This window comes from Duganella caerulea, from assembly GCF_040362985.1.
GTDB classification, from domain to species: domain Bacteria; phylum Pseudomonadota; class Gammaproteobacteria; order Burkholderiales; family Burkholderiaceae_D; genus Rugamonas; species Rugamonas vulcania.
The window spans coordinates 537,341-561,167 of the sequence record NZ_BPWJ01000004.1 but is presented as its reverse complement, the minus strand read 5'-3'; the positions used below and the strand labels follow the sequence as shown (position 1 = coordinate 561,167).

24 protein-coding genes are annotated in these 23,827 nt (G+C 64.0%); 9 read left to right on the top strand and 15 right to left on the bottom strand.

Going from position 1 to position 23,827, the window contains the following annotated elements:
- The first annotated feature begins 164 nt into the window (after positions 1-164).
- From ACUJB0_RS15335 to waaA, 5 genes are all read left to right on the top strand, one after another.
- Positions 165-1,259 carry an MraY family glycosyltransferase gene (locus ACUJB0_RS15335; protein WP_444845975.1) on the top strand — a complete coding sequence of 365 codons (1,095 nt, stop codon included), beginning with the start codon at positions 165-167 and terminating at the stop codon, positions 1,257-1,259.
- Between the two features lie 68 nt (positions 1,260-1,327).
- A complete protein-coding gene (locus ACUJB0_RS15330) occupies positions 1,328-1,645 on the top strand; it encodes an H-NS histone family protein (protein ID WP_444845974.1) in 318 nt (105 codons plus the stop codon).
- Between the two features lie 80 nt (positions 1,646-1,725).
- Positions 1,726-3,108, top strand: coding sequence for a phosphomannomutase/phosphoglucomutase (locus ACUJB0_RS15325; protein ID WP_444845973.1), 1,383 nt, complete (start codon positions 1,726-1,728; stop codon positions 3,106-3,108).
- Positions 3,109-3,112: 4 nt separating this feature from the next.
- Positions 3,113-4,120 carry a lipopolysaccharide heptosyltransferase I gene (gene waaC, locus ACUJB0_RS15320; RefSeq protein ID WP_444845972.1) on the top strand — a complete coding sequence of 336 codons (1,008 nt, stop codon included), beginning with the start codon at positions 3,113-3,115 and terminating at the stop codon, positions 4,118-4,120.
- Between the two features lies 1 nt (position 4,121).
- Complete coding sequence (waaA, locus tag ACUJB0_RS15315) at positions 4,122-5,411, top strand: lipid IV(A) 3-deoxy-D-manno-octulosonic acid transferase (protein WP_444845971.1); 1,290 nt, start codon at positions 4,122-4,124, stop codon at positions 5,409-5,411.
- Here waaA and ACUJB0_RS15310 read toward each other — a convergent pair.
- Entirely contained in the window at positions 5,408-6,466 is a 1,059-nt protein-coding gene (locus ACUJB0_RS15310; protein ID WP_444845970.1) for a patatin-like phospholipase family protein, read from the bottom strand. The two genes, waaA and ACUJB0_RS15310, sit on opposite strands and share 4 nt — an antisense overlap.
- Positions 6,467-6,588: 122 nt before the next feature.
- Entirely contained in the window at positions 6,589-7,143 is a 555-nt protein-coding gene (locus ACUJB0_RS15305; protein WP_444845969.1) for a cytochrome b, read from the bottom strand.
- 170 nt (positions 7,144-7,313) lie between these two features.
- Here ACUJB0_RS15305 and ACUJB0_RS15300 point away from each other — a divergent pair, with 170 nt between their 5' ends.
- Positions 7,314-7,634, top strand: a complete 321-nt coding sequence (locus ACUJB0_RS15300) for a type II toxin-antitoxin system RelE/ParE family toxin (RefSeq protein ID WP_444845968.1) — start codon at positions 7,314-7,316, stop codon at positions 7,632-7,634.
- Entirely contained in the window at positions 7,631-7,885 is a 255-nt protein-coding gene (locus tag ACUJB0_RS15295) for a hypothetical protein (RefSeq protein WP_444845967.1), read from the top strand. Before ACUJB0_RS15300 ends, ACUJB0_RS15295 begins: the two co-directional genes overlap by 4 nt.
- A 33-nt stretch (positions 7,886-7,918) precedes the next feature.
- On the opposite strand, the gene ACUJB0_RS15290 is transcribed toward ACUJB0_RS15295, so the two are convergent.
- The 11 genes from ACUJB0_RS15290 to ACUJB0_RS15240 all read right to left on the bottom strand — a co-directional run bounded on the left by ACUJB0_RS15290 (position 7,919) and on the right by ACUJB0_RS15240 (position 21,225).
- Positions 7,919-9,046 carry a hypothetical protein gene (locus ACUJB0_RS15290; protein ID WP_444845966.1) on the bottom strand — a complete coding sequence of 376 codons (1,128 nt, stop codon included), beginning with the start codon at positions 9,044-9,046 and terminating at the stop codon, positions 7,919-7,921.
- Positions 9,047-9,052: 6 nt separating this feature from the next.
- The gene (locus ACUJB0_RS15285) at positions 9,053-11,596 is read right to left on the bottom strand and encodes a hypothetical protein (RefSeq protein ID WP_444845965.1); all 2,544 of its coding nucleotides are present in this window, start codon (positions 11,594-11,596) and stop codon (positions 9,053-9,055) included.
- 114 nt (positions 11,597-11,710) lie between these two features.
- Complete coding sequence (locus ACUJB0_RS15280) at positions 11,711-12,658, bottom strand: M48 family metallopeptidase (RefSeq protein WP_444846057.1); 948 nt, start codon at positions 12,656-12,658, stop codon at positions 11,711-11,713.
- 17 nt (positions 12,659-12,675) lie between these two features.
- Positions 12,676-13,368 carry a lysophospholipid acyltransferase family protein gene (locus ACUJB0_RS15275; protein ID WP_371875034.1) on the bottom strand — a complete coding sequence of 231 codons (693 nt, stop codon included), beginning with the start codon at positions 13,366-13,368 and terminating at the stop codon, positions 12,676-12,678.
- A 66-nt stretch (positions 13,369-13,434) separates the two neighbouring features.
- Positions 13,435-14,001 (bottom strand): D-glycero-beta-D-manno-heptose 1,7-bisphosphate 7-phosphatase, encoded by a 567-nt coding sequence (gene gmhB, locus ACUJB0_RS15270; protein ID WP_161089250.1) that lies wholly within the window; start codon positions 13,999-14,001, stop codon positions 13,435-13,437.
- A gap of 15 nt (positions 14,002-14,016) precedes the next feature.
- Positions 14,017-16,125 carry a glycine--tRNA ligase subunit beta gene (gene glyS, locus ACUJB0_RS15265; protein ID WP_444845964.1) on the bottom strand — a complete coding sequence of 703 codons (2,109 nt, stop codon included), beginning with the start codon at positions 16,123-16,125 and terminating at the stop codon, positions 14,017-14,019.
- A gap of 14 nt (positions 16,126-16,139) precedes the next feature.
- Positions 16,140-17,057 carry a glycine--tRNA ligase subunit alpha gene (glyQ, locus tag ACUJB0_RS15260; RefSeq protein ID WP_444845963.1) on the bottom strand — a complete coding sequence of 306 codons (918 nt, stop codon included), beginning with the start codon at positions 17,055-17,057 and terminating at the stop codon, positions 16,140-16,142.
- A 101-nt stretch (positions 17,058-17,158) separates the two neighbouring features.
- Positions 17,159-18,730, bottom strand: coding sequence for an apolipoprotein N-acyltransferase (gene lnt, locus ACUJB0_RS15255; RefSeq protein WP_444845962.1), 1,572 nt, complete (start codon positions 18,728-18,730; stop codon positions 17,159-17,161).
- On the bottom strand, positions 18,730-19,614 hold the full coding sequence (locus tag ACUJB0_RS15250) for a CorC family transporter (RefSeq protein ID WP_117012017.1): 885 nt from the start codon (positions 19,612-19,614) through the stop codon (positions 18,730-18,732). Before ACUJB0_RS15250 ends, lnt begins: the two co-directional genes overlap by 1 nt.
- A gap of 89 nt (positions 19,615-19,703) precedes the next feature.
- Positions 19,704-20,168: an rRNA maturation RNase YbeY gene (gene ybeY, locus ACUJB0_RS15245; protein ID WP_444845961.1), complete on the bottom strand. Its 465-nt coding sequence runs from the start codon at positions 20,166-20,168 to the stop codon at positions 19,704-19,706.
- On the bottom strand, positions 20,152-21,225 hold the full coding sequence (locus ACUJB0_RS15240) for a PhoH family protein (RefSeq protein WP_444846056.1): 1,074 nt from the start codon (positions 21,223-21,225) through the stop codon (positions 20,152-20,154). The genes ybeY and ACUJB0_RS15240 overlap by 17 nt, the downstream gene beginning before the upstream one ends.
- A 149-nt stretch (positions 21,226-21,374) precedes the next feature.
- Between ACUJB0_RS15240 and ACUJB0_RS15235 the strand changes: the two genes are divergently transcribed.
- Both ACUJB0_RS15235 and ACUJB0_RS15230 read left to right on the top strand, forming a co-directional pair.
- Complete coding sequence (locus ACUJB0_RS15235; protein ID WP_444845960.1) at positions 21,375-21,713, top strand: hypothetical protein; 339 nt, start codon at positions 21,375-21,377, stop codon at positions 21,711-21,713.
- A 346-nt stretch (positions 21,714-22,059) separates the two neighbouring features.
- A complete protein-coding gene (locus ACUJB0_RS15230) occupies positions 22,060-22,392 on the top strand; it encodes a hypothetical protein (RefSeq protein WP_008451968.1) in 333 nt (110 codons plus the stop codon).
- A gap of 95 nt (positions 22,393-22,487) precedes the next feature.
- On the opposite strand, the gene ACUJB0_RS15225 is transcribed toward ACUJB0_RS15230, so the two are convergent.
- Entirely contained in the window at positions 22,488-23,333 is an 846-nt protein-coding gene (locus tag ACUJB0_RS15225; protein WP_444845959.1) for an HDOD domain-containing protein, read from the bottom strand.
- A complete protein-coding gene (locus ACUJB0_RS15220) occupies positions 23,326-23,673 on the bottom strand; it encodes a hypothetical protein (protein ID WP_444845958.1) in 348 nt (115 codons plus the stop codon). Before ACUJB0_RS15220 ends, ACUJB0_RS15225 begins: the two co-directional genes overlap by 8 nt.
- Positions 23,674-23,827 lie beyond the last annotated feature (154 nt).

Below are 23,827 nucleotides of genomic sequence, written 5' to 3'. Positions count from 1 at the left end.
TCCCGCCCCCTCGCTGCTGCTATCATGCCGACGCGCCAATACCGCGCGCCGGCAGGATGGCAAGCCATCAATTCCGGCCAGGCCGGCTTAATCCGGTACAATCCCCAGTTAGCGTGCAATCCATCCTTATCGGTTAGCGCCCCGGTAATTTTGTATAGAAAAATATGTTTTCCTTTTTACTGAGCTTTGTCGCTTCCGCGCTGCTAACCCTGCTGGTGATTAAAGAAGCGAGATTGCACGGTCCTGCGCTCGATTCCGATTTCATGGGGGTGCAAAAAGTGCACGCCCACCACGTCGCCCGCATCGGCGGCTTATCGATATTCCTGTCGGTGGCGCTGAGTTCTTTCATTTCCATTTGGCGGGTGCCCGCCATGACGCAATTGCTGATGTCGCTATTGGCCTGCTCGGCCGTGGCATTTGTCGGCGGCATCGTCGAGGACTACACCGGCCGCGTCAGCGCCGGCCGCCGCCTGCTGCTGACCATGGCCGCCGCCGCGCTGGGCTATTTCCTGCTCGACGCCCGCGTTGACCGCATCGACTGGATGTTCACCGCCTGGCCGCTGCAATACATGTGGCTGACCCTGCCGCTGACGGTGCTGGCCGTGGCCGGCATCGCCAACGCGGTCAACATCATCGACGGCTTCAACGGCCTGGCCAGCGTGGTGTGCATCTGCATGCTGCTGTCGCTGGGCTACGTTGCGCTGCAGGTCAACGACATGTTCGTGCTGATCGCGGCCCTGATGGTGGCGGGCGCCACCGCCGGCTTCCTGATCTGGAATTATCCGGTCGGCATGATTTTCCTGGGCGACGGCGGCGCGTATTTTATCGGTTTCATGCTGGGGGAGCTGACCCTGCTGCTGGTAATGCGCAATCCGCAAGTTTCCACATGGTACGCGGCGTTGCTGTTAATCTACCCGACCTTTGAAACCTTGTTTTCCGTTTATCGCCGGATGTTTGTCCGTGGAAAATCTCCGGCCATGCCGGACGGTATCCATTTGCATAGTTTAATCTTCCGCCGCATCGTGCAATGGGCGGTCGGCCGCAAAGAAGCGCGCGCGCTGATACGCCGCAATTCAATGACCTCGCCTTATTTATGGCTGTTTTCATTGATGGCGGTGATACCGGCCACGGTATTCTGGCGCTATACCTGGGCATTAATGGTGTGCTGTATTTTGTTTATCGGCAGTTACATCTGGATTTATGTGCGCATTGTCCGATTTAAAGCCCCGCGCTGGATGATACGCCATAAGAAAAGCTGATATTTTTATGTTGATGTAATATATTCCCGCCGGGCTTTATATATCACTTCACTTAAAAGGAATATCCAATGGATCTGTCGAATATGTCCTCCGCGGATTTACGCGATCTGCAAGAAAAAGTTAAACGCGAATTAAAACAGCGCGAAAGCCAGGACCTGGCCAAGGCGCGCGAGCAGATACTGGCCATCGCCCAAAGCGTGGGCGTGCCCTTGAAAGACCTGGTGGGCGGCGCCAGCGGCGGCACCCGCGCCAAGACCGGCAGCGTGGCGCCACGCTACCGCAACCCGGCCGACCCCACCCAGTTGTGGACCGGCCGCGGCCGCCAGCCAAAATGGGTCAAGGAGTGGGTCGATGCCGGTAAAGACATCGCCGGCTTAAAGGTTTAAACTGTTGGCACTTCGATCACCCGGCGGCCGGATAGGCCGGCCGCCGGCTTCAACCATCCTCGCAACTACATTCCCACACTATGGTTTCCTTATCTAAAACGATCTTCAAGGCTTACGACATCCGCGGCATCATCGATAAAACCCTGGATGCGGGCGTCGCCCGCCAGATCGGCCAGGCGTTCGGCCAGGCCGCATTGGCCAAGGGTGAAAAGAAGGTCGTGATCGGCCGCGATGGCCGCCTGTCCGGCCCGGTGTTGGCGGCGGCGCTGGCCGAAGGCCTGCAGGCGGCCGGCGTGGATGTGATCGACCTGGGCGTGGTGGCCACGCCGATGGTCTACTTCGGCACCCACGTGCTGGGCGCGGCGTCCGGCATCATGGTCACCGGCAGCCACAATCCGCCGGACTACAACGGCTTCAAGATGGTGCTGGCCGGCGAGGCCATCCACGGCGAGGCCATCACCGCGCTGTACCAGCGCATCGTCGACCATGACGGCTCGTCGGCGGCCACCAAGGGTGCCTACAGCACCCATGACATCCGCGCCCAGTACCTGGAGCGCATCATCGGCGACGTCAAGCTGGCGCGCCCGATCAAGATCGCGGTGGACTGTGGCAACGGCGTGGCCGGCGCGTTCGCGGGCGACCTGTTCCGTGGCATGGGCTGCGAAGTGATCGAGCTGTTCTGCGAAGTGGACGGCAACTTCCCCAACCACCACCCAGACCCGGCCCATCCGGAAAACCTGCAGGACCTGATCCGCTGCCTGCAAGAGACCGACGCCGAGCTCGGCATCGCCTTCGACGGCGACGGCGACCGCCTGGGCGTGGTCACCAAGGATGGCCAGATCATCTACCCGGACCGCCAGATGATGCTGTTCGCGGCGGACGTGCTGAGCCGCCATCCAGGCGAGCAGATCCTGTACGACGTCAAGTGCACCCGCCACCTGGCGCCGTGGATCAGCAAGCACGGCGGCGTGCCGCTGATGTACAAGACCGGCCACTCGCTGGTCAAGGCCAAGCTGCGCGAGACCGGCGCCCCGCTGGGCGGCGAGATGAGCGGCCACATCTTCTTCAAGGACCGCTGGTACGGCTTCGACGATGGCCTGTATTCCGGCGCCCGCCTGCTGGAGATCCTGACCCGCGAAGCCGATCCGTCCAAGCTGCTGAACTCGCTGCCGCAGTCGGACAGCACGCCCGAGCTGCACCTGCACCTGAGCGAAGGCGAGAACGTCATCGTGATGGACAAGCTGCGCAGCGACGCCAAGTTCCCCGGCAATGTGCAGATCATCACCATTGACGGCCTGCGCGTGGAGTACGAGGACGGCTTCGGCCTGGCGCGTTCGTCCAACACCACGCCGGTGATCGTGATGCGCTTCGAGGCCGAAACGCCGGCCGCGCTGGCGCGCATCCAGGGCCAGTTCAAGAGCGTGATCCAGGCCGCCAAGCCTGACGCGGAACTGCCGTTCTAAGCGCATGACGGCGCAAGCGGGCGGCCGCAAGCCGCTGAACATTCTGCTGGTGCGCGTCTCCTCGCTGGGCGACGTGCTGCACAACCTGCCGATGGTGGCCGATATCGCCCGCCATTTCCCGGACGCGAACATCGACTGGGTGGTGGAGGAGGGCTACGTCAGCCTGGTGCGGCTCAACGCGCGCGTGCGCACCATCATTCCGTTTGCGCTGCGGCGCTGGCGCAAGAGTCTCGGCAAGCCCGAGACGCGCGCCGAGATCAAGAACTTCTTCCGCACGCTGCGCCAGCAGCAGTACGACTACGTGTTCGACACGCAGGGATTGCTCAAGACCGGCATCATCATGGGCGCGGCCCGCGTGGTGAAGGGCGGCCGCAAGGTCGGCCTGGCCAACGGCAGCGAAGGTTCCGGCTACGAGGGCATCTCGCGCATCTTCCACAACCTGAGCATCCCGACCGACCCGCGCACGCACGCGGTGGCGCGCGGCCGCCTGGTGGCTGCTGCGGCGCTGGGCTACGAGGTCGACACGCCGGCCGATTTCGGCCTGCCGGAAGTCTCGGCCAGCGAGCCGCGTCCCGAGTGGATGCCGGCCGAGCCGTATGCCGTCTACTTCCACGGCACCGCGCGCGATCCGAAGAAGTGGGCGCCGGAGAACTGGATCGCCCTGGGCCGCGAACTGGCGCCCATGCCCATCCTGCTGCCATGGGGCTCGCCGAAGGAAAAGGCCGAAGCCGAAGTGCTGGCCGCCGGCCTGCCGAACGCGCGCGTGCTGCCCAAGTTGTCGATGGCCGACGCCATGCTGCTGGCGCGCCACGCCGGCCTGGTGATCGGTGTCGACACGGGACTGACCCATATCGCCGCTGCCTTCGTGCGGCCGACGGTGGAAATCTACGCCGACTCGCCGCGCTGGAAGACCGAGGGCAACTGGTCGCCGCGCATCATCAACCTGGGCGACCGCGGCACGCCGCCATCGGTGGCCGAAGTGCTGTCCGCAGCCCGCAGCCTGCTTGCATAGTATGCGTATTTTCTATTCCGTGATGTGGTTGCTGGCCTTGCCGCTGGTGCTGACCCGCTTGTGGCTGCGCGGCCGCAAGGAGCCGGGCTACCGCCAGCACTGGGGCGAGCGCCTCGGCTTCTACAGCGGCGCCGCCTCCTCGGCGCCAACGCTGTGGGTGCATGCCGTCTCCGTCGGCGAGACGCGCGCCGCCGAGCCCTTGATCGACGCGCTGTTGGCCGAGTATCCGCACAGCCGCATCGTCCTCACCCACATGACGCCGACCGGCCGCGCCACCGGCAAGACGCTGTTCGCCAAACATGGCGCACGGCTGGTGCAGTCCTACCTGCCATATGACACCGCGAGCATGGTGGGTCGCTTTATTAAACACTTCAAGCCTGCGGTCTGCATCCTGATGGAGACCGAGGTGTGGCCGAACCTGATCGCCGTATGCGGCAAGCGCGGCGTGCCGGTGGTGCTGGCTAACGCCCGCCTGTCGGAACGCTCGCTGCGCAGGTCGCGCCGCTTCGGTTCCTTGCTGGTGGACGCCGCGCGCGGCATCTCGCTGGTGGCCGCGCAGACGGCGGCCGACGCGGAGCGCGTGCGCTCGCTGGGTGTGCAGCGCGTGGAGATCACCGGCAGCATCAAGTTCGACGTGGTGGTGCCGGATGCGGCGCTGGCCATCGGCGCCGCATTGCGCGGTGTGACCGGCGGCCGTCCGGTGCTGCTGTGCGCCAGCACGCGCGAGGGCGAGGAAGAGCTGATACTCGATGCGTTCCGCCGCGAGCGCGCCGCGCTGCCGGCCAACGTGCTGCTATTGATCGTGCCGCGCCATCCGCAGCGTTTCGATGAAGTGGAGAAGATGATGGGCGCCCACGGCCTGAACGTGCAGCGCCGCAGCAAGCTGGCGCTGGATGGCGGCGATGCCGTGTTGCCGGGCTTTGTCGATGTGCTGCTGGGTGATTCGATGGGCGAGATGTTCGCCTATTACGCGGCCTGCGATGTGGCCTTCGTCGGCGGCAGCCTGCTGCCTTTGGGCGGCCAGAACCTGATCGAGCCGGCGGCGCTGGGCAAGCCGGTGCTGATCGGTCCACACACCTTCAACTTCGCGCTGGTGACGGAAGACGCGCTGGCCGCAGGCGGCGCGCAGCGCGTCGCCGACGCGGCGGAGCTGATGACCGCCGCAGGGCGCCTGCTGAACGACGAAGCGGCGCGCGCGGCGATGGGCCTCAACGCGCTGGCCTTCGCCAACCAGCATCGCGGCGCCACGCGCCGCACACTGGCCTTGCTGCCGCCGCTGGTCAGGCTTTAACCCGCCAGCTCCGCCTCTTCGGCGTAGCGCAGCACCGTGGAGTGCTGGCGGCAGAAGCGCGTCGCCGCCTTGTAGCCGATATCGAACAGGAACTGCATGTTGGACGTCGACCAATCCATCGTGTTCGGCATGTGATCGTCCGGCACGGCGGCCATCAGTTCCAGCTTCAGCATGCGGCGCTTCGGCAGGCCGGTCTTGCGGTCGGTGTTGTGTTCCAGCTCGAACAGGCGGATCTGGTTCTGCGAAATCTTCACCAGCGGCGTGATCATCGAACCCACCCACGCGTCATACAGGTTGCGCGGCTTGCGTAGCAGGCGCTCGTCGCCGAGGATGTCGAGCACGATCAGCGTGTCGGTGTCGTGGTGCGCGCCTTTGCCCTCGATGAAGGGATCGAAGTTCAGCGTCTCCAGCGCGGCGCCCTCGATGTATTCCTCGCCGTCGATTTCGGTCGGCGCATACAGGAAGGGGAAGGACAGCGCGGCGCGCACATGCTCCGCCTTGATTTCATGCTTGTCCCAGATCGTCATCCGATGCTGGTTCAGGTTGTAGGCGTTGATGTAGAATTCCGGTTTCATGCCGGCGATGGCGGAGAAGTCGACCGCGCCTTCCAGGAACGGCGCGTGCGCGCACAGGCCCAGGCTCTTGGCGGACAGGTTGGACGGCGACATGGTCGACATCAGCAGCTGGGTCCAGTCGGTCCACGGCACCTGGCCGAAAACATTTTGCATCGCACCAAAGACCGGATGGCTGGTGGCCGGCGCGAAAGCGTTGCGGAAGGCGTCCGCCTCCTGGCCCGGTTTATGGAAGACCTTGTAGTTCACCGGCATCATCTTGTAGATGCTGTCGGAGACGCCGGTATCGGCCCAGCGTTTCAGCGCCTGGCGTGGCGAGCCTTCCAGCGGCGCCGCATACAGCAAGCCCATCAGAACGCCCGCGCCCGAGGCGGAAATCACGTCGAATTCGACTTCCTGGTCGAGGAAGGCAGCCAGCGCACCGGCGATCAAAGGCGAGTTCGGCGCGCCTCCACCCAAGACCAGGCCGGTCTTCTTTTTCATGGTTTGTTGCATTAAATTTATCCTTTATGCGGCAGTGCAGCATAAGTTATCATGATAAATTCCGTGCAGCAACTTTTATTATGGAATGAAGGATATTTGCGGAACGGATAACTGTCTTGTCTTTATGTTGATTCCGGGGCGCGGCCCAGCATGCGCTTCAGGGTGGCATCCTTGTCGATCAGATGGTGCTTGAGCGCGGCGGCGGCGTGCAGCACGATCAGCAACAGCAGCAGGTAGCCGAGGAAGCCGTGCATGGTCTGGCCGAAGTCGGACCAGCGGGCGCTGAGCGGTACGGCCTGGCCGGCCACTTCGTGGCTGGGGAAGAGCTGCCAGTCGAAGATGCCGAAGCCGTGGCCGCTGGCGCCGGAGAACAGCATGCCGGTCAGCGGCAGCACGACGGTCAGGATCAGCAGCACCACATGCGCCGCCACGGCGGTCACATGCTCCAGCCGCGACACCGGCCGCACCGGCTGCGGCAATCCATTGCGCCAGCGCCAGGCCAGCCGCGCCAGGATAGCCACAAACGCCAGCAGGCCGATCGATTTGTGGATGTCGTACAGGTGCCAGGATTCCGTCTCGACCATGTAAATGCCGAGCGCAATCAAGCCAATGATGGTGGCCGCCACCAGCCAATGCAGAACGATGGTGGTGCGGCTGAATTTTTGTAAAGTATCCATCGCGACAAGGTACGTCGAGGTGATAGAAGCGTCAATTGGTTTTTGGTGGCGTGAAAAATCAGAAGCAGCTTTGATTTTGCCGAAACCGGCGCGAGGTAACGACCGCATACTGATCTATTGGGATGGCTTGCATACCAACAGAATAACTTCTAAGCTGCAGATGCGCGATCATGCAAATTCTTCGATACACGCCTGATAATGTGCGCGTTCCTTTTAGCGCATGGCTCGATGGCTTGCGCGATAAGACAGCGCAAGCTCGTATTCGTTTTCGTTTACGCCAGCTGGAAAACGGGAACTTCGGTGATGTGGCGCCAGTCGGACGGGGCGTGCTTGAGATGCGTATCCACGTGGGCGCCGGTTATCGGTTGTACTATGGACGGCACGGCGACGCGGTTGTAGTGCTGCTTTGCGGTGGCGGTAAGCGCGGGCAGGCTGCGGATATAAAAACGGCCAAGATATACTGGGCTGACTGGAAACGGAGGCAGAAATGAGCAATTTCTTTGCCAGTGTCTCTCATCATGAGTGCGAAGTGATGGAACTGCGCGCCGACCGGGAGCTGGCGGTCGAATACATGAAGATGGCAATACAGGCGCTGGGGAATCCTGATGAGTCTGCGTCTGCTTTACGCGTGCTACAGGCATTGGCCGAGGCATACGGCGGGCTGGAATCATTGCGGCCGGACGCCGGCGTCAATGGTTCCGATTGGCAGAGCGCAACGGCGGCCTTAGCTTTGCATAACTAGGAAATAGCACAGGCCGCTCCCGCGCGCTGTGGTTCAGAACATCAAATACAAGCCCGTCTCCAGGCTGAACGCATGCGCTTCGCTGAACGGCAGGCGGTCGGTGCGCAGACGCAGGCGGAACGGGCCCTGTTCGTAGCCCAGCCCCACCATGTTGAAGCGCGTGTCGTAGCTGGTGCTGAACGTGCCCCACTGGCTGGCGTAGCTGCCGATGGCTTCCGGTATGGTGGTACCGGCGATGCGCTGCGCGCCAACTCGCACCGTCCATTGCTGGTGGCGGTAGGTGAGGTTGAGCGCAGTGCTGGCGCCGATGGTGCCGGTGCGTTCGATCAAGCTGTTCTGGCCCACGATGTACGGCTTGTAGTTGACGTAGCCGTCGCCGTCGACCGTGCGCACATCGGAGGCGATGTTTTTCACCACCGACGGCAAATTGGTCCAACGCATGCGGCTCCACAAGTCGTTGACCGCCAGGTTGGCGGTGAGCTGGCTGCTCAGCGGCCATTGCAGGGCCGCCGAGATGCTGGCTCCCGATGATTTTTGCGTCGCCTCGGGCATGAACGGATAGGCGTAGTCGGTGTTCGAATTCGCATACGTTCCGTCGATCCGGTACGCGGTGTCGGTCTTGTAGACGACTTTGCCCGACACGCCGCTGTCGTGATTGCGGGCGTGCCCATACACCGCAGCCGAAACCATCAGCAGGGGACTGCCGGCGCCCTGGTCGGGCAGGGCGAAGGTGCGGCCTACGCGCGCGCCCGCCGCCGCCCACTGTTTCGAATGGGCGTCCGCCGTGAACTCGCGTGACTTGTCGGGCGTCCGGTGGCTCTGGTAGACATGGTACAGGTCCACCGTGTCGCGGTTCGCATCCAGCGTCAGCTCCAGCCGGTATTCCGCGCCGACGCGCCAGCCGTCCTTCTCCACGCCGAACTCCACGCGGTCGCGCTGCAGGAAGGCGTTGCGGCCGTCGCGTGGCGTGTAGCTGCCGCCCCAGTCGCGGCCCAGGTCGCGGATCGGCACCGCGTCGTAGGCCGCCCAGGCCTGGGCCTTGGCATAGGGTTGCCAGCTGGCGCTGGGGGCGTGCAGCGCGATGTCGCTATCGGCGACGGACGATTGCGCGGCAGCCCCGCCCGCGACGAGCAGGGTGCCCAGTAAAAAAATCAAGCGCATGATGGATCAGTTCAGTGTCTCGAAGCTGCCATCGATGTAGTTGATCATCCTGGTGCCGGTATTGATCAGCGCAGTCTTGCCGTTGTTCTTGTAGACGTCGAGGTACTTCGCGCCGTCCACCAGCGTGACCGTTACGCCGGTGGCGCTGGCGATGTGGATCGTCCTTGGCAGGGAGTTGTCGCCGTCGAAGGAGATGGCGTTGGTGCCGTCGTTGTAGGTCGCATTGAACTCGTTAATCCGGTAGCCCGTGGTGCGGGCGGCGAACGTCACCGCCAGCGTCGGACGGCTGACGATCTTCAGGCTGCCCTTGAACGATGCGTTGGCGAGAACGAAATTGGTCGCCGACAGCGTGACGGCGCTGTCGTAGTTCTTGTAGTTCGACGCTTCGGCCGTGATGACGCCGTTGAAGTTCTCCGAACGGCTGTTGGTGAAGCTGCCGGTGAACTGCGCGTAGTTGGGCAGGTAGCGGTTGCCGTGTTTGTCGGTGTCGAATTTGCTCAGGTACAGGGTGCCGTTGACGGTGCTGCTGGCGGTGGAGATTTCGATGCCCAGCTTGCCTTCGGTGACGCGGTACGTGCCGCCGCTGTTGGACGCGCGGAAGTAGGACGTGTCGGCGATCTTGACGCTGCCCAGCGTCGCGCCGTTCTTGACCGCGCTGATGGTGCCGGAGAACGCATAGTTGTTGATGCCGCCCGCCTCCGCCGTGGTGGAGGTTTTGATGCGCCACGTTTCGTAGTCGGTGAGGACCATGCCGCTGGCGTCGGTGCGGGCGGGCATGGTGCCTTCGATCAGCGCGCTGGTGACGGTGTTGCCGTTCATCGCGTAGGTGATCGTGCCGCTTGCCGCGCTGCCGATGCTTGCCACGCTGCCCGAGAGCCGGATGTTGTTGGGACCGTTCTGGTCCTTCTGGTATTCCTGCGAGAAGCGCAGCGTCTGGGCAGTGTAGCTGAAGGTGCTGTTGGCCGACGGCACCAGCGTGATGCTTCGGCCGATCATGGCGCGGGTGTAGGTGCCGTTGCCCGTGGCGCGCTCCGAGCTTTCGGCGACTTTGCCGTTCAGCGTGCAGGAGACGCTTGCCGGCGTGACCGTGCCCGACCACGCTTCGCTGTCCGTCATGGCGATGGTGGCTGCCGAGTCCTTGTAGAGCGTGCAGGAACCCAGCGCCGACGCTGCCCAGCCGTCATTGACGGTGACGGCGTGGGACTTCTTCTGGATGAAGTCGTTGTACAGCTTGATGCCGCGGCCGGAGACAACGGTCCAGTCAGCCAGGCTCTGGTCCAGCGGCGATACGGCGGTGTCGAAATCGGCCTTCATCGCGTCCAGGCTGTTGCGCAGGCCGCCGCCGTCCTTGCCCGCGTCCGACCAGGCCTGCAGGTTGGTGCGCAAGCTGGCGAACAGGGCTTTCGTGTCGGCGACTGGGGTGGACGGTGTTGGCGTTGGCGTCGGCGTTGGAGTAGGCGTCGGGGTTGGTGTCGGCGTTGGAGTAGGCGTCGGCGTTGGCGTCGGTGTTGGAGTCGGCGTAGGCGTAGGCGTTGGGTCAGGAGTCGGCGTCGGCGTTGGAGTAGGCGTCGGAGTTGGAGTAGGCGTTGGCGTCGGCGTAGGTGTTGGGTCAGGAGTCGGCGTAGGCGTAGGCGTCGGCGTCGGAACGGGAACCGGCGCAGGGGTATTGATGGCCACGTCCGAGAACAGCTTTTGGCCATCCAGCGTTTTGATCGTTGTCTTGTTGACGTTGGCGTCGCCGGCCACTGCCGTCAGCGCGTTGAGCAGCGCGTTCTTGGCGCCACCGGAAATGCTGACGGCGCCATTTTTCATCGTCGCGGTGCCGGTCGTTGCGGCGACTGCGCATTTGACTTTTTCGCCCGGCGTGCCGGCGCATCCCAAGCCGTTGGCGTGGGCAATCTGCGAGATCGCCGCCAGCGCCACGGACTGCAATTTTTCCGACGCGTTGTTCGTGGTGGCGGCCGCGTCGCTGTTGGAATTGAGCGGCTTGGTGGTCAGCGGATTGAAGCCCAGGATCTTGGTCACTTCGGTCTGGGCCGACGCCACGTTCGCCGTGGTCAAGCCATTTGCCGTGCCGGCGCTCATCGCGGCGGTCACCAGCATGTCGGTGAACGGCGTCACATGGCCGGTCACGGTAGTTTCGCTGCCGCTGTCGAGCTGGACCAGACTACGCATCGTCATCGTGGCGGGCATGGAAATCGTGCCGCTGTACTCGTCTTCCATGGTGGTGCTTGCGTCGGCGCTGATCTCCACGGTGAACAGGCCGGTGCGGTTACCCAAATTGATCGAATAGCTGCCGTCGGTCCTGGACGTGCGTCCGGTGGCGACCGGCGCCGCGGAGCGGTTGCCTGCGGCATCGTAGGCATAGACGTTGACGATACCGTCCTTGATGAGGCCTTTGGCGGCGATGCCGCTCACGGTGCGGGATGGCGCGGCCACAGGGCCGGCGTCGGGAGCGGACGGGGTGCTTCCACCTCCGCCGCCGCCACCGCCGCATGCGGCCAGGGCGGAAGTGAGGGCACAGACGAGAGCGAGTTTCGATAAATTCATTGCATTAGCCAAATAATTGTTTTCCATTTAACAATTATAGCATATGCAATTAGTTGACTAGAATAAATTGAGGAATTGGCACCCTTGCTGAAGTACTAAGCACGGCCCTTGCCGCTATAGGAACAGCACCGGCAGCTCCTGCGCGCGCTTGCGCAGCAGGTTCTTGGCTTCCTCGTATTCGGGATAGATCAGGCCCACCGTGTTCCAGAACTGCGCGCTGTGGTTCATCTCCAGGATGTGCGCCAGCTCGTGCGCGATCACGTAGTCGATCAGCGGTTGCGAGAAGTGGATCAGCTTCCAGTTCAGGCGGATCTTGCGGTCCACCGTGCACGAGCCCCAGCGCGTGCCGGCCGACGACAGGCCGAACGAGTGATAGCGCACCCCCAGCCGCTCGGCGTACATGTCCAGCCGCTGCTCGAACAGCACCTTGGCTTCCTGCTGGTACCAGGCCTTCACGCGCTCCTTCAGCAGCGTCTCGGTGGCGCCGGGCACCAGCACCATGGACAGCTCGCGCGTGGCCGGGTTGTAGCTGCTGCGATTGCGGCCACCCACCAGCAGCCGCAGCGTGATGTCGGCGCCGAGATAGGGCAGTTGCGCGCCGTCGATCCACTCCACCGGCGGCTTCTCCAGCCGCGCGGCGCGGCGTTCGCGGCGCTCTTTTAGTTTGCTCAGTATCCAGTGCTGCTTGGTGCGGATGGCGTTGTCGATTTCAGCGATGCTGATGCGCTTGGGCGCCGTCACGCGCAGGCCGTCGTCGTCGATCATGAAGCCGATCGAGCGGCGGGTTGAGCGGCGTAGCGAATATTCGAGTACGAAGTCGCCCACCATCAGCTGGCGCTTGGGCATCTGCTCCGGCGGCGGTGGCGTCTGCGCACGCGGCTTGACCGGCACCGCGGTCTGCGGCGGTGCGACGTAGGGCGAAATGGGGGGAGGGGTATTCGAGGCAGGCGCGGTCGGAATCGACCATACCGGTGCGGTGTACACCGGCTTGAGAGACGACTGCGCCTCCCGTCCAAACAGGTCCAGCTGGCTGGCGTCGTCTTTCGGCGACGCCGGCTTCACCAGCGTGGCCAGATCATCTAGCCAGCGTTGTAGGCGTGGGGCGAAATGACGCGCATTTCTGATTCTATCCAATTTTCCACCTGTTGCATCATGCCGTCCGGGGTTAGTCCTTCCGGAGAAATCGGTTTGCCTATCGATACTGTAACAAGCCCTGGGCGCTTGATGAAAGAATTTTTTGGCCAGCACTCACCGGAGTTGTGGGCAATCGGCACAACCACCGCGCCGGTCTCGATGGCGAGGCGGGTGCCGCCGCTTTTGTACTTGCCGGCCTTGCCGACCGGGATGCGCGTCCCTTCCGGGAACATGATAATCCATTGGCCGTCGGCCAGCCGGCGCTTGCCGTGGCGGACCACGTCCTGGAAGGCGTACTTGCCCTGCTTGCGGTCGATCGGGATCATGCGCAGCAGCGCCATCGCCCAGCCGAAGAAGGGAATGTACAGAATCTCCTTCTTGAACACGAACACCAGTGGACGCGGCATGTTAGGCAGCAGGAAGATGGTCTCCCACGCCGACTGGTGCTTCGACAGCACCACGGCCGGCGCGTCAGGGAAGTTCTCTGCGCCCTTGATTTCGTAGCGGATGCCGCAGATGACCTTGAGGCACCAGATCATGAACACGTTCCAGCGTCCGGTGATGTAGAAGCGCTGGTTGTACGGCAGCGGCGCGGCCAGCAGGCATACGCAGGCCCAGACGATGGTCGATACCACCATGATGATGGTGAAGATCAGGGAACGCAGAAACAAGACGGGATGACCCAATGCAGACTCCAAAACTGTTTAGCTAACGACGTGCAGCGCCGGCGGGGCGCTGGTTTTCAGCAGATGATTGACCATCGCGGCGAGGTCGGGGAACACCATGGTGCCGGGCGGTAGTCCGCCGGTGGCCTGGGTTTTCTCGCCCTTGCCGGTCAGGACCAGGTAAGGCACGCAACCGCTGACATAACCGGCTTGCAGGTCGCGCAGCGAGTCGCCGACGGTCGGCACGCCCTTCAGGCTGATTTTATAACGCTGCGAGATTTCCGTGAACATGCCGGGCTTCGGCTTGCGGCAATCGCAGGCGTCAGCCGCGGCGTGCGGGCAGAAGAAGATGGCGTCGATGCTGGCGCCCACTTGCTGCGCCAGGTTGTGCATCTTCTGGTGGATCGCGTTCAGGATCGACATGTCGAAGAACTCGCGGGCGATGCCCGACTGGTTCGACGCCACCACCACCCGATATCCCGCCTGGTTCAGGCGGGCGATCGCTTCGAGTGAGCCGGGGACCGGGATCCACTCGGCCGGCGACTTGATGAAGTCCGGCGAATCATGGTTGATGACGCCGTCGCGATCGAGGATGATCAGTTTCATGGACGGCGTACCCATTTAGGCCGCCAGCTTCGAAATGTCGGCCACCCGGTTCATCATGCCGTGCAGCGACGACAGCAGGGCCAGGCGGTTGTTGCGCAGGGCGACATCCTCGGCCATCACCATCACGTCGTTGAAGAAGGCGTCGACTTCCTCGCGCAGCTTGGCCAGCGTTTTCAGCGTGCCGGCGAAGTCGCCCTTGTTGAAGGCGGCGTCGATTTCCGGCAGCACGCGCACCACGGCCGCGTTGAGGTTCTTCTCGGCGGCGTCCTGCAGCAGCGCGACGTTCACGCCGCTGTTGCCGGCGGCGGCCAGCGCTTCCTCGTTCTTCTTCAGGATGTTGGTGATGCGCTTGTTGGCGGCGGCCAGCGAGGCCGATTCCGGCAGCGCGGCGAAGGCTTGCACAGCCTCCAGGCGTTGCACGATGTCGTCCAGGCGGTCCGGGTTCTGCGCGACCACCGCTTCGATTTCGTTCGGCGAGAAGCCGCGCTCGCGCAGGATGCCGCGCAGGCGGTCGATCATGAAGGTGTAGACGTCGGCGCTCGGATCTTTGAAGCCGGCCACGGAAGCAAACAGCTGCGCGGCGTGCGACAGCAGGCCGGAGATCGACAGCGGCAGGCGCTTCTCGATCAGCATCCGCAGCACGCCCAGCGCGTGGCGGCGCAGCGCGAACGGGTCCTTGTCGCCGGTTGGCGCCAGGCCGATGGCCCAGATGCCGACCAGGGTTTCCAGCTTGTCGGCCAGGGCCACGGCGGTGCCGGTGACGGTGGACGGCAGGGCGTCGCCGGCGAAGCGCGGCTGGTAGTGCTCGGACGCGGCCAGCGCCACGTCTTCCGGCTCACCGTCGTTGCGGGCGTAGTAGGTGCCCATGATGCCTTGCAGCTCAGGGAATTCGCCGACCATCTCGGTGACCAGATCGGCCTTCGACAGCTTGGCTGCGCGGGTGGCCAGCGCGGCGTCGCCGCCGATGGCGGTGGCGATGTAGCCGGCCAGCGCGGCCACGCGTTCGCCGCGTGCGGCCTGCGTGCCCAGCTTGTTGTGGTAGACGATTTTTTCCAGCAGCGGCAGGCGCGATTCCAGCGTCTTCTTCTTGTCCTGCTCGAAGAAGAACTTGGCGTCGGACAGGCGCGGACGCACCACGCGCTCGTTGCCGTCGATGATGGCGGCCGGCGTGTCGGTGGCGATGTTGGAGACGATCAGGAAGCGCGAACGCAGCTTGCCGTTGGTGTCGGTCAGCGCGAAGTATTTCTGGTTGGTCTGCATGGTCAGGATCAGGCATTCCTGCGGCACGGCCAGGAACTCTTCCTCGAACTTGCATTCGTAGACCACCGGCCATTCGACCAGCGCGGCCACTTCGTCCAGCAGCGATTCAGGCATCAGCACCGTGTCGGCGCCGGCTTTGGCCAGCAGTTCGGCGCGGATCTTCTCCTTGCGGTCTTCGACGCTGGCCAGGACCTTGCCTTCGCTCGCCAGCGTGGCGGCGTAGCTGTCGGCGTTGGCGATGGTGACCATGCGCTGGCCGGGAGCGGTCAGGAAGCGGTGGCCTTCGCTGACGTTCGACGCGGTCAGGCCCAGCAGGGTCAGTGGCAGCACGGTGGCGCCATGCAGTGCGATCAGGCTGTGGGCCGGACGCACGAATTGCACGGTGGCGCCGTCGGGACGCTGGTAGCTCATCACTTTAGGAATCGGCAGCTTGGCGACCGAGTCTTCCAGCGCGGCCTGCAAGCCGGCATGCAGCGCGCTGCCGGCTGCGGTGTAGGTGTAGAAGAAGCTTTCGGCCTTGCCGTCCTGCGCGCGTTCCAGGTCGGCCACGGTCAGGTTGGGGAAGCCCAGCGCGGCCAGTTTCTTGGCCAGCGGCGGCGTGCCGTTGCCGGCGGCGTCCAGCGCCACCGACACCGGCAGCACTTTTTCGCGGATCGATTTGTCCGGCGAGGTGGCGCGCACCTTGGTGATGGAGACGGCCAGGCGGCGCGGCGAGGCGTACGAGGTGGCGACGCTGTCGGCTTCCAGGAAGTCGCGCGATTTCAGGCCGTTGACGATGCCGTCCGCGAAAGCCTTGCCCAGTTTGGCGAGCGCCTTCGGCGGCAGTTCTTCGGTCAGCAGTTCGATGAGCAGAGTTTGAGTCATATTATTTATACAGTTTATTCAGCGGCGGCGACAGCGGCGGCGGGAGCCATGGGGAAGCCCAGGCGTTCACGCGAATCGTAGTAGGCTTGCGCGACCAGGCGCGACAGGGCGCGCACGCGGCCGATGTAGGCGGCGCGTTCGGTCACGGAGATGGCGCCGCGCGCGTCCAGCAGGTTGAAGCTGTGCGAGGCCTTCATGATCTGCTCATACGCCGGCAGCGTCAGTTGCAGCTCGATCAGGCGCTTGGCTTCCGATTCGTGGTTGTTGAACTGGGCGAACAGCAGCTCGGTGTTCGAGTGCTCGAAGTTGTAGGCCGACTGCTCCACCTCGTTCTGGTGGAACACGTCGCCGTACTTCAGCGTTTTCGTCACGCCGTTTTCTTCCCAGGTGGTCCACACCAGGTCGTACATGTTCTCGACGCCCTGCAGGTACATGGCCAGACGTTCGATGCCGTAGGTGATCTCGCCCAGCACCGGCTTGCAATCGAGGCCGCCGACTTGCTGGAAGTAGGTGAACTGCGTCACTTCCATGCCGTTCAGCCAGACTTCCCAACCCAGGCCCCAGGCGCCCAAGGTCGGCGATTCCCAGTCGTCCTCGACGAAGCGGACGTCGTTCTGCTTCAGGTCCAGGCCCAGCGCTTCCAGCGAACCCAGGTACAGGTCCAGGATGTTTTCCGGCGCCGGCTTCATCACCACCTGGTACTGGTAGTAGTGCTGGCCGCGGTTCGGGTTCTCGCCGTAGCGGCCGTCCTTCGGGCGGCGCGATGGCTGCACGTAGGCCGCGCGCCAAGGCTCGGGGCCGATCGCGCGCAGGAAGGTGCCGGTGTGGAAGGTGCCGGCGCCGACTTCCATGTCGTAGGGCTGGAGCAGGGCGCAGCCTTGCTTGTCCCAGTAGGTTTGCAAGGTCAGGATAATTTGTTGAAATGTCAGCATCTTGTGTAGTCGGTGGCGCAGCCCAAAGGCGCGCGGTTGCGGTTTCGCTAAAGCGGCAATTTTAGCGGGTTTTACGGGGAGCCTGTAGAGATTAAGCGGCTTTAGGCCGGTTTTGGCTGGTTTTTTGCGCGCCGGGCCCCAAACCAGGCCCCGCCCAGCGACAGCGCGGCCAACGCCAGGAACAGCTTGTTCCCCCACAGGATGTACGGGGTGCTGCCGGCCGTGCCCTGCACCGTGGCCGCCAGCGCGCCGTAGGTGTCCACGGGCAGCTGCTGCACCACTTTGCCTTCGCCATTGATGATGGCGGTGGCGCCGGTGTTGGTCGCCCGCAGCATCGGGCGGCCGGTCTCCAGCGTGCGCATTTGCGAGATCTGCAAATGCTGGGGGATGGCGATGGTGTCGCCAAACCAGGCCAGGTTCGAGATGTTGAGCAGCATGGTGGCCGGTTTCTGGCCCTGCGCCGGGTTGTTCAGCTGCTCGGCGATCTCTTCGCCGAACAAGTCTTCGTAGCAGATGTTGGGCAGCACGCGCTGGTCCTTGATCGGGAACGACGGCTGGATGTCGCGGCCGCTGGTCTGGTCGCCCAGCGGGATCGACATCAGGTTGACGAACCAGCGGAAGCCGAACGGGATGAACTCGCCATACGGCACCAGGTGGTGCTTGTCGTAGCGGTAGTAGCTCGAGCCCAGCTTGGACGGGATGCCGATCGCGCTGTTGAAGTACGCGGTCTGGCTGTCGGCCAGCGGGATGCCCAGGATCAGGTTGCTGTTGGTCTTGTTGAGGAACTGGGCGATGCCGGGCAAGTAGTCGGGCGGCAGCTGCTGCGGCAGCATGACGATGGCAGTCTCCGGCGTGGCGATCAGGTCGGCGGGCGCGGCCGTGATGGCATCCTGGTACAGCTTGAGCGCCGCCATCACATGGGCTCCATTGAATTTCTCGTCCTGCGGGATATTCCCCTGCAGCAGGCGCACCGAGATCGGCTTGCCTTCCGGGTAGGTCCAGTGCAGGTAGCTCAGCGCGACCCCGGCCACGCAGATGGCGACGATCAGCCCGGCCGCGCGCAGGCGTGTGCGGTGCAGCAGCAACAGCAGGGCGCCGGCGATCACCGCAGCCAGCCAGCCCAGGCCGTACATGCCGATCAGCGGCGCGAAGCCGGCCAGCGGGCTGTGGTTGTGGGCGTAGCCGGCCGACAGCCACGGGAAGCCGGTGAACAACCAGCCGCGCAGCCATTCGAACAGCGACCACATGGCCGGCAGCACCAGCAGGTTGGCGGCCGGCAGCGGCAGCGCCCAGCGCTTGCGCAGCCAGGCCGCGCCGCCCATCGCCAGCGCGACGTAGAAGCCCATGCCCCAGCCCAGCAGCAGCACGGCGGCGGCCGCCAGCGGCGCCGGCATGGCGCCGTAGGTGTGCATGGAAACGTAGAGCCAGTGGACGCCGGCGGCGGTCCAGCCGAAGCCAAAGGCCCAGCCGATCAGCGCGGCGGCCTTGACGCTGCTGCTGCGCAGCACCTGGTAGAACAAGGTGGCTAGGCCGAGGATCTCCAGCGGCCACCAGCCGAACGGCGCGAAGGCGAACACGCACAGCGCGCCGGCCACGGCGGTGATGGCCATGCGGCCACGGGTGGAGCGTTGCGGCTTGGGCGGATCGTTCGGATTGGCGCGGCGAAAACGCATCAGGCGTCGTCGCCGGCTTCAACGGCGGGCGGCAGTTTTTCCACCAGCAGCACGTGGATCTGGCGGGCGTCGGCGCGCAGCACTTCGAAGCGCAGGCCTTCCATGTCGAACACGTCGCCCTTGTGCGGCATGCGCGCCAGGTGCTTGGCGACCAGGCCGCCGATGGTGTCGACGTCGTCGTCCGGCAGCGCGGTGTCGAGTTCCTCGTTGAATTGCTCGATCTCGGTCAGCGCCTTGATGCGCCAGCGCGGGCCGTGCACGCCCTCCTTGATCGACAGGATGTTGTCCTCTTCCTCGTCGAAGTCGTACTCGTCCTCGATGTCGCCGACGATCTGCTCCAGCACGTCCTCGATGGTGATCAGGCCGGCCACGCCGCTGTACTCGTCCACCACGATGGCCATGTGGTTGTGGTTGGCGCGGAAGTCGCGCAGCAGCACGTTCAGGCGTTTCGATTCGGGGATGAAGATGGCCGGGCGCAGCATGTCGCGCACGTCGAACGATTCCTCGGCGTAGTAGCGCAGCAGGTCCTTGGCCAGCAGGATGCCGATCACCTTGTCGCGCTCGCCTTCGATGGCGGGGAAGCGCGAGTGGGCGGTGGACAGCACTTGCGGCATCCATTCCTCGATCGGCTTGGAGATGTCGATGACGTCCATCTGCGAGCGGGGGATCATGATGTCGCGGGCGGACAGGTCCGACACCTGGAACACGCCTTCGATCATCGACAGGGCGTCGGCGTCGATCAGGTTGCGTTCGTGGGCGTCGTGCAGAACTTCGAGCAGTTCCGCGCGGTTCTCTGGCTCGGGGGAAATCAGTGCGGTCAGGCGTTCAAACAGCGACCGGTGGGGTTTGGCGTCAGTCTTGACGCCACTAGAGTGCTCTTGCATAGGAGGCGTGAGCCATTGTTTCGAAGGGGTATAGGATACACGAAATGGGGCGGCGGGGCCTTTTTTGTCAAAAAGGCAGCGCCTGCCCCTCAGTCGGCGTAGGGATCGGCGTAGCCCAGGCCGGCCAGGATTTCCGTTTCGATGCCTTCCATCTCCGCCGCTTCCTCGTCGTCCATGTGGTCGTAGCCCTGCGCGTGCAGCACGCCGTGGACGATCAGGTGGGCGGCGTGTTCCTCCACGGTTTTCTTTTGCTCGGCCGCTTCCCGCTCCAGCACGTCGGTGCAGAGGATGATGTCGGCCTGGGTCGGCGCGTCGTCCGGCAACTCTTCGCCTTCGTTGTAGGCGAAGGTCAGCACGTTGGTGGCGTAGTCTTTTTCGCGGTAGTCGCGGTTCAGCGTGCGGCCTTCGTCGGCGTCGACGAAGCGTATCGTCAGCTCGGCCGGCGCGAACAGCGCGGCCTGCACCCAGCGGCGGATCTTGGGACGGGTGAGGCTTTCCTGCAGGCGGGCGTCGGGATATTGCACCGACAGCGTCAGTTTATTTTTTGCGGACATTTTTGAGAGCTGTGGCTTTGAGGAGGGGAGCGATTTCCGCTTCGTGGTTGTGCGCGGTTTCGTAGGCGTCGACGATGCGCGCCACCAGCGGATGGCGCACCACGTCTTCGCTGTTGAAGTGGCTGAAGGCGATGCCGCGCACTTCCTTCAATACCTGGATAGCGTCCACCAGGCCGCTCTTCTGGCTCTTGTGCAGGTCGACCTGGGTGACGTCGCCCGTCACCACGGCCTTGCTGCCGAAGCCGATGCGGGTCAGGAACATCTTCATCTGCTCGACCGTGGTGTTCTGTGCCTCGTCCAGGATGACGAAGGCGTGGTTGAGCGTGCGGCCGCGCATGTAAGCCAGCGGCGCGATCTCGATCACCTGCTTCTCGAACATCTTCTGCGTGCGGTCAAAGCCCAGCAGGTCGTACAACGCGTCGTACAGCGGACGCAGGTAGGGATCGACCTTCTGCGCCAGGTCGCCCGGCAGGAAGCCCAGCCGCTCGCCCGCCTCGACGGCGGGGCGGGTCAGGATGATGCGCTTGACCGCGTCGCGCTCGAGCGCGTCGACCGCGCAGGCCACCGCCAGGTAGGTCTTGCCGGTGCCGGCCGGACCGACGCCGAAGCTGATGTCGTGCTCCAGGATGTTGCGCAGGTAGCGGATCTGGTGCGGCGTGCGGCCGCGCAGGTCGGCGCGGCGGGTTTTCAGGATCGGGCTGTTGATGTCCGGCTCGACGAACGGCGCTTCGACCACGCGCGGCTGGTCCGGCGCGGACGGCGATGCGACGGCGGCCGCGGCCAGGCCGGCGCGCTGTTCGACCAGGGCCAGCTGCACTTCCTCGATCGGCACGATCTTGTTGGCGACCGCGTAGAACTGCTCCAGGATCTGCACCGCGCGTTCGGCGTTGTGGCCGCTGACGATGAACTTCTCGCCGCGGCGGAAAATGGTGACGTCCAGCGCGGCGGAAATCTGGCGCAGGTTTTCGTCGAGGGGGCCGCACAGGTGGGCCAGGCGCGCGTTATCGAGCGGCTCCGGGACGAAGTAGTACGGTTGGACTGGCGTTTTGGTTTTCAATGGCATGCTTTATGAGAGAGGCCGGCAGTGCCGGCACAGGCGATAGTTTAACGTAATTTTCCGCCGCCAGACGCGATAGGCCTTGATTTTGGACGGCCTGCCTTCTACATTGAAAGCGTAGCCTGCGGGCAATTTCCAGCGAGGGGAACATGGCAGCCAACACGATTTCGTCGTCGCGCATCAGCGCCCCTCTCGATGGCGTGCAGGCGGCCAACCAGCGCGAGACCCGCGTCAACCGCGAGCGCCAGCGCAGCGAGCAGGCAGGCGCTGCCGAGCGCGCCGACCGGGCTCAGCGCAGCACGGAGGCCGAGCGCGCGGTGCAGACCCGGGTGGAGCAGAACGCCGACACCCAGCGCGCCCGCGCCCAGGCCAACGACGACGCCGCCGCCCAGCAGCGGCGCCAGGCGCAGGCCGCCGACAAGCATACCCAGCAGGACCGCCGCCAGACCGAAAAGACCGTCGGCCGCCACATCGACACCACCGCCTGATCCGCCGCCACAGCGCGTGCGCCGGCGTCCCGCCGGCCCCGCTTTTCCGCCATTTCCGCCCGTGTAAAGCTGAACTTGCTTTGTGTAACAGTTTCCTACAAGTTCTTGCGTGCGACACCCTCCAGCCCCATGTGATGAAATAGCATTGTTGCTAAGGTTTCTAGCCCGTGATTGATGTCGAACAATCTTCGCTCGGCGCACAACGGCGGAAACAGGCCCTTTTGAGCATAGAATTATCTTGCACGAAAGGCAATCAGCAGAGGCTAGCTGAAACTTAGTCCAAGGAACTAAGTTGCGCTTAAGTTCAGGCCTGCACACTTCATTCACCCAACCAACGAGGAAAATCATGGCACACCACGCTCTCGCTTCCCAGGAAAGCTACAACCCTAACCATCTCCTGGATATCTTGCTCGGCAAGATGCAGTTGAAGAACGATGCAGCGCTGTCGCGCCTGCTGGAAGTCGCGCCGCCGGTCATCAGCAAGATCCGCCACCACCGCTTGCCGGTCGGCGCCTCGCTGCTGATCCGCATGCACGAAGTGACCGGCATGAGCATCCGCGACCTGCGTGACTTGATGGGCGACCGCCGCACCAAGTACCGCCTGTCCGACGCCCAGGGCCGACCAAAGCCGGAAGAGCGCACCGAAAAGGCCGAGGCCGGAAACTACGCGCGTCACTAATGCGCGCGCATGCCCGCTGCTGCCGTTGCCGTGGCTGATTCCAGCCCGGCCGGCAGCCAGCCCGCCGCTTCAGGAGTTTTGCTTCAGAAAGATAATCAGCTCAGCAGCACCATCGAGATTTCTTCATATTGCAGTTCCGTCTCGCGGAACAATTGCAGATAGATTTCCTCATCGAGGCCCAGCGCAGTCCAGGCCACGGTGGACACCGGCGGGACCAGATCGTCCTGCGCCTGCGCCAGATCGAGCGCATGCACGATGGCGTCGGCCACATGGATGATGGCCGCCAGGAAGCCCGCGCCCGGCGCCTCCGGGTCGTGGTGGCCGCCGATGGCCAGCCGCATCGTGTCGGAAAAATTCCAGTGCTCGGCCAGCGCCATGCCGGCGTCGACATGATCGACGCCCAGCACCGTGCGTTCCGCCTCCAGCAGATAGCAATCGTGCTGGTCGCGGTAGGCGATGGTTTCCGAATACTGGTTCGGGAAACACGACACCAGCACCAGCCGGCCGATATCGTGCAGCAGCCCGGCCGTGAAGGCGTAATCCTGGTTGAAGCGCATCTGCCGCGCCAGCACCTTGGCGCAGGCGGCGGTGGCGATCGAGTGGCGCCAGAACGCCTTGTGGTCGAAGCCGGGGCAGTGGCCCTCGGCAAAGCAGCCGGTGACGGCGGCCGCCGTGATCAGGTTGCGCGTGGTCTGGAAGCCCAGGTAGGTGATCGCCTGCTGGATGGTGGTCACCTTGACCTGCAGCCCGTACAGCGAGGAGTTGGCCAGCCGCAGCGTCTTGGCCGTCAGCGCCTGGTCGTAGGACACCTTCTTGGCCAGCACGGAGATGTCGACATCGTCCTGGTCGATGCTGTTGAGCAGCTCCATCACCACCGCCGGCAGCGAGGGCAGGTCGTCCAGCGTGCGGACGACGTCGTCGTAACTCAGCGTATTACTCATGCTCGGCGGCCTCCTGCGGACCCATCCGGAAGTCCGAGACGAAACGGCGCAGCAGCGCGGTGGCCCAGTCGCTGTCGCTGTCGGGATCGTTCTTGCGGAACAGCCGGGCGATGCGCGCCTCGTGGTGCTCCAGCGTGGCCTGCACCGCTTCCGGCGACACCTCTTCCTTCAGGATGGGCAGCACGGCGATGCCGTGGCGCGGCATCAGCGCCAGCATGGCCTCGGTCAGCGCCGTGCCCTGCGGCAGCAGCACATGGCCCTGCACGTCCAGCAGCACGTCCGACAGGACCATGCCCGGCCGCACCTCCGCCAGCGTCAGTTGATGGTAATTGCTCGTCATGTTGCCTCCCGGTTTGCCACCTGATCCACTTTGCGTGATCTTACCATTGCGTGCAAGCAAAGTCTGCCATGCCGGCGTGGCGGCGGGGGCCATAACTTGCCAAGTCGCATGTCATACCGTACATTGGGGCGTTGCCGTCAATTCCATCAATGCA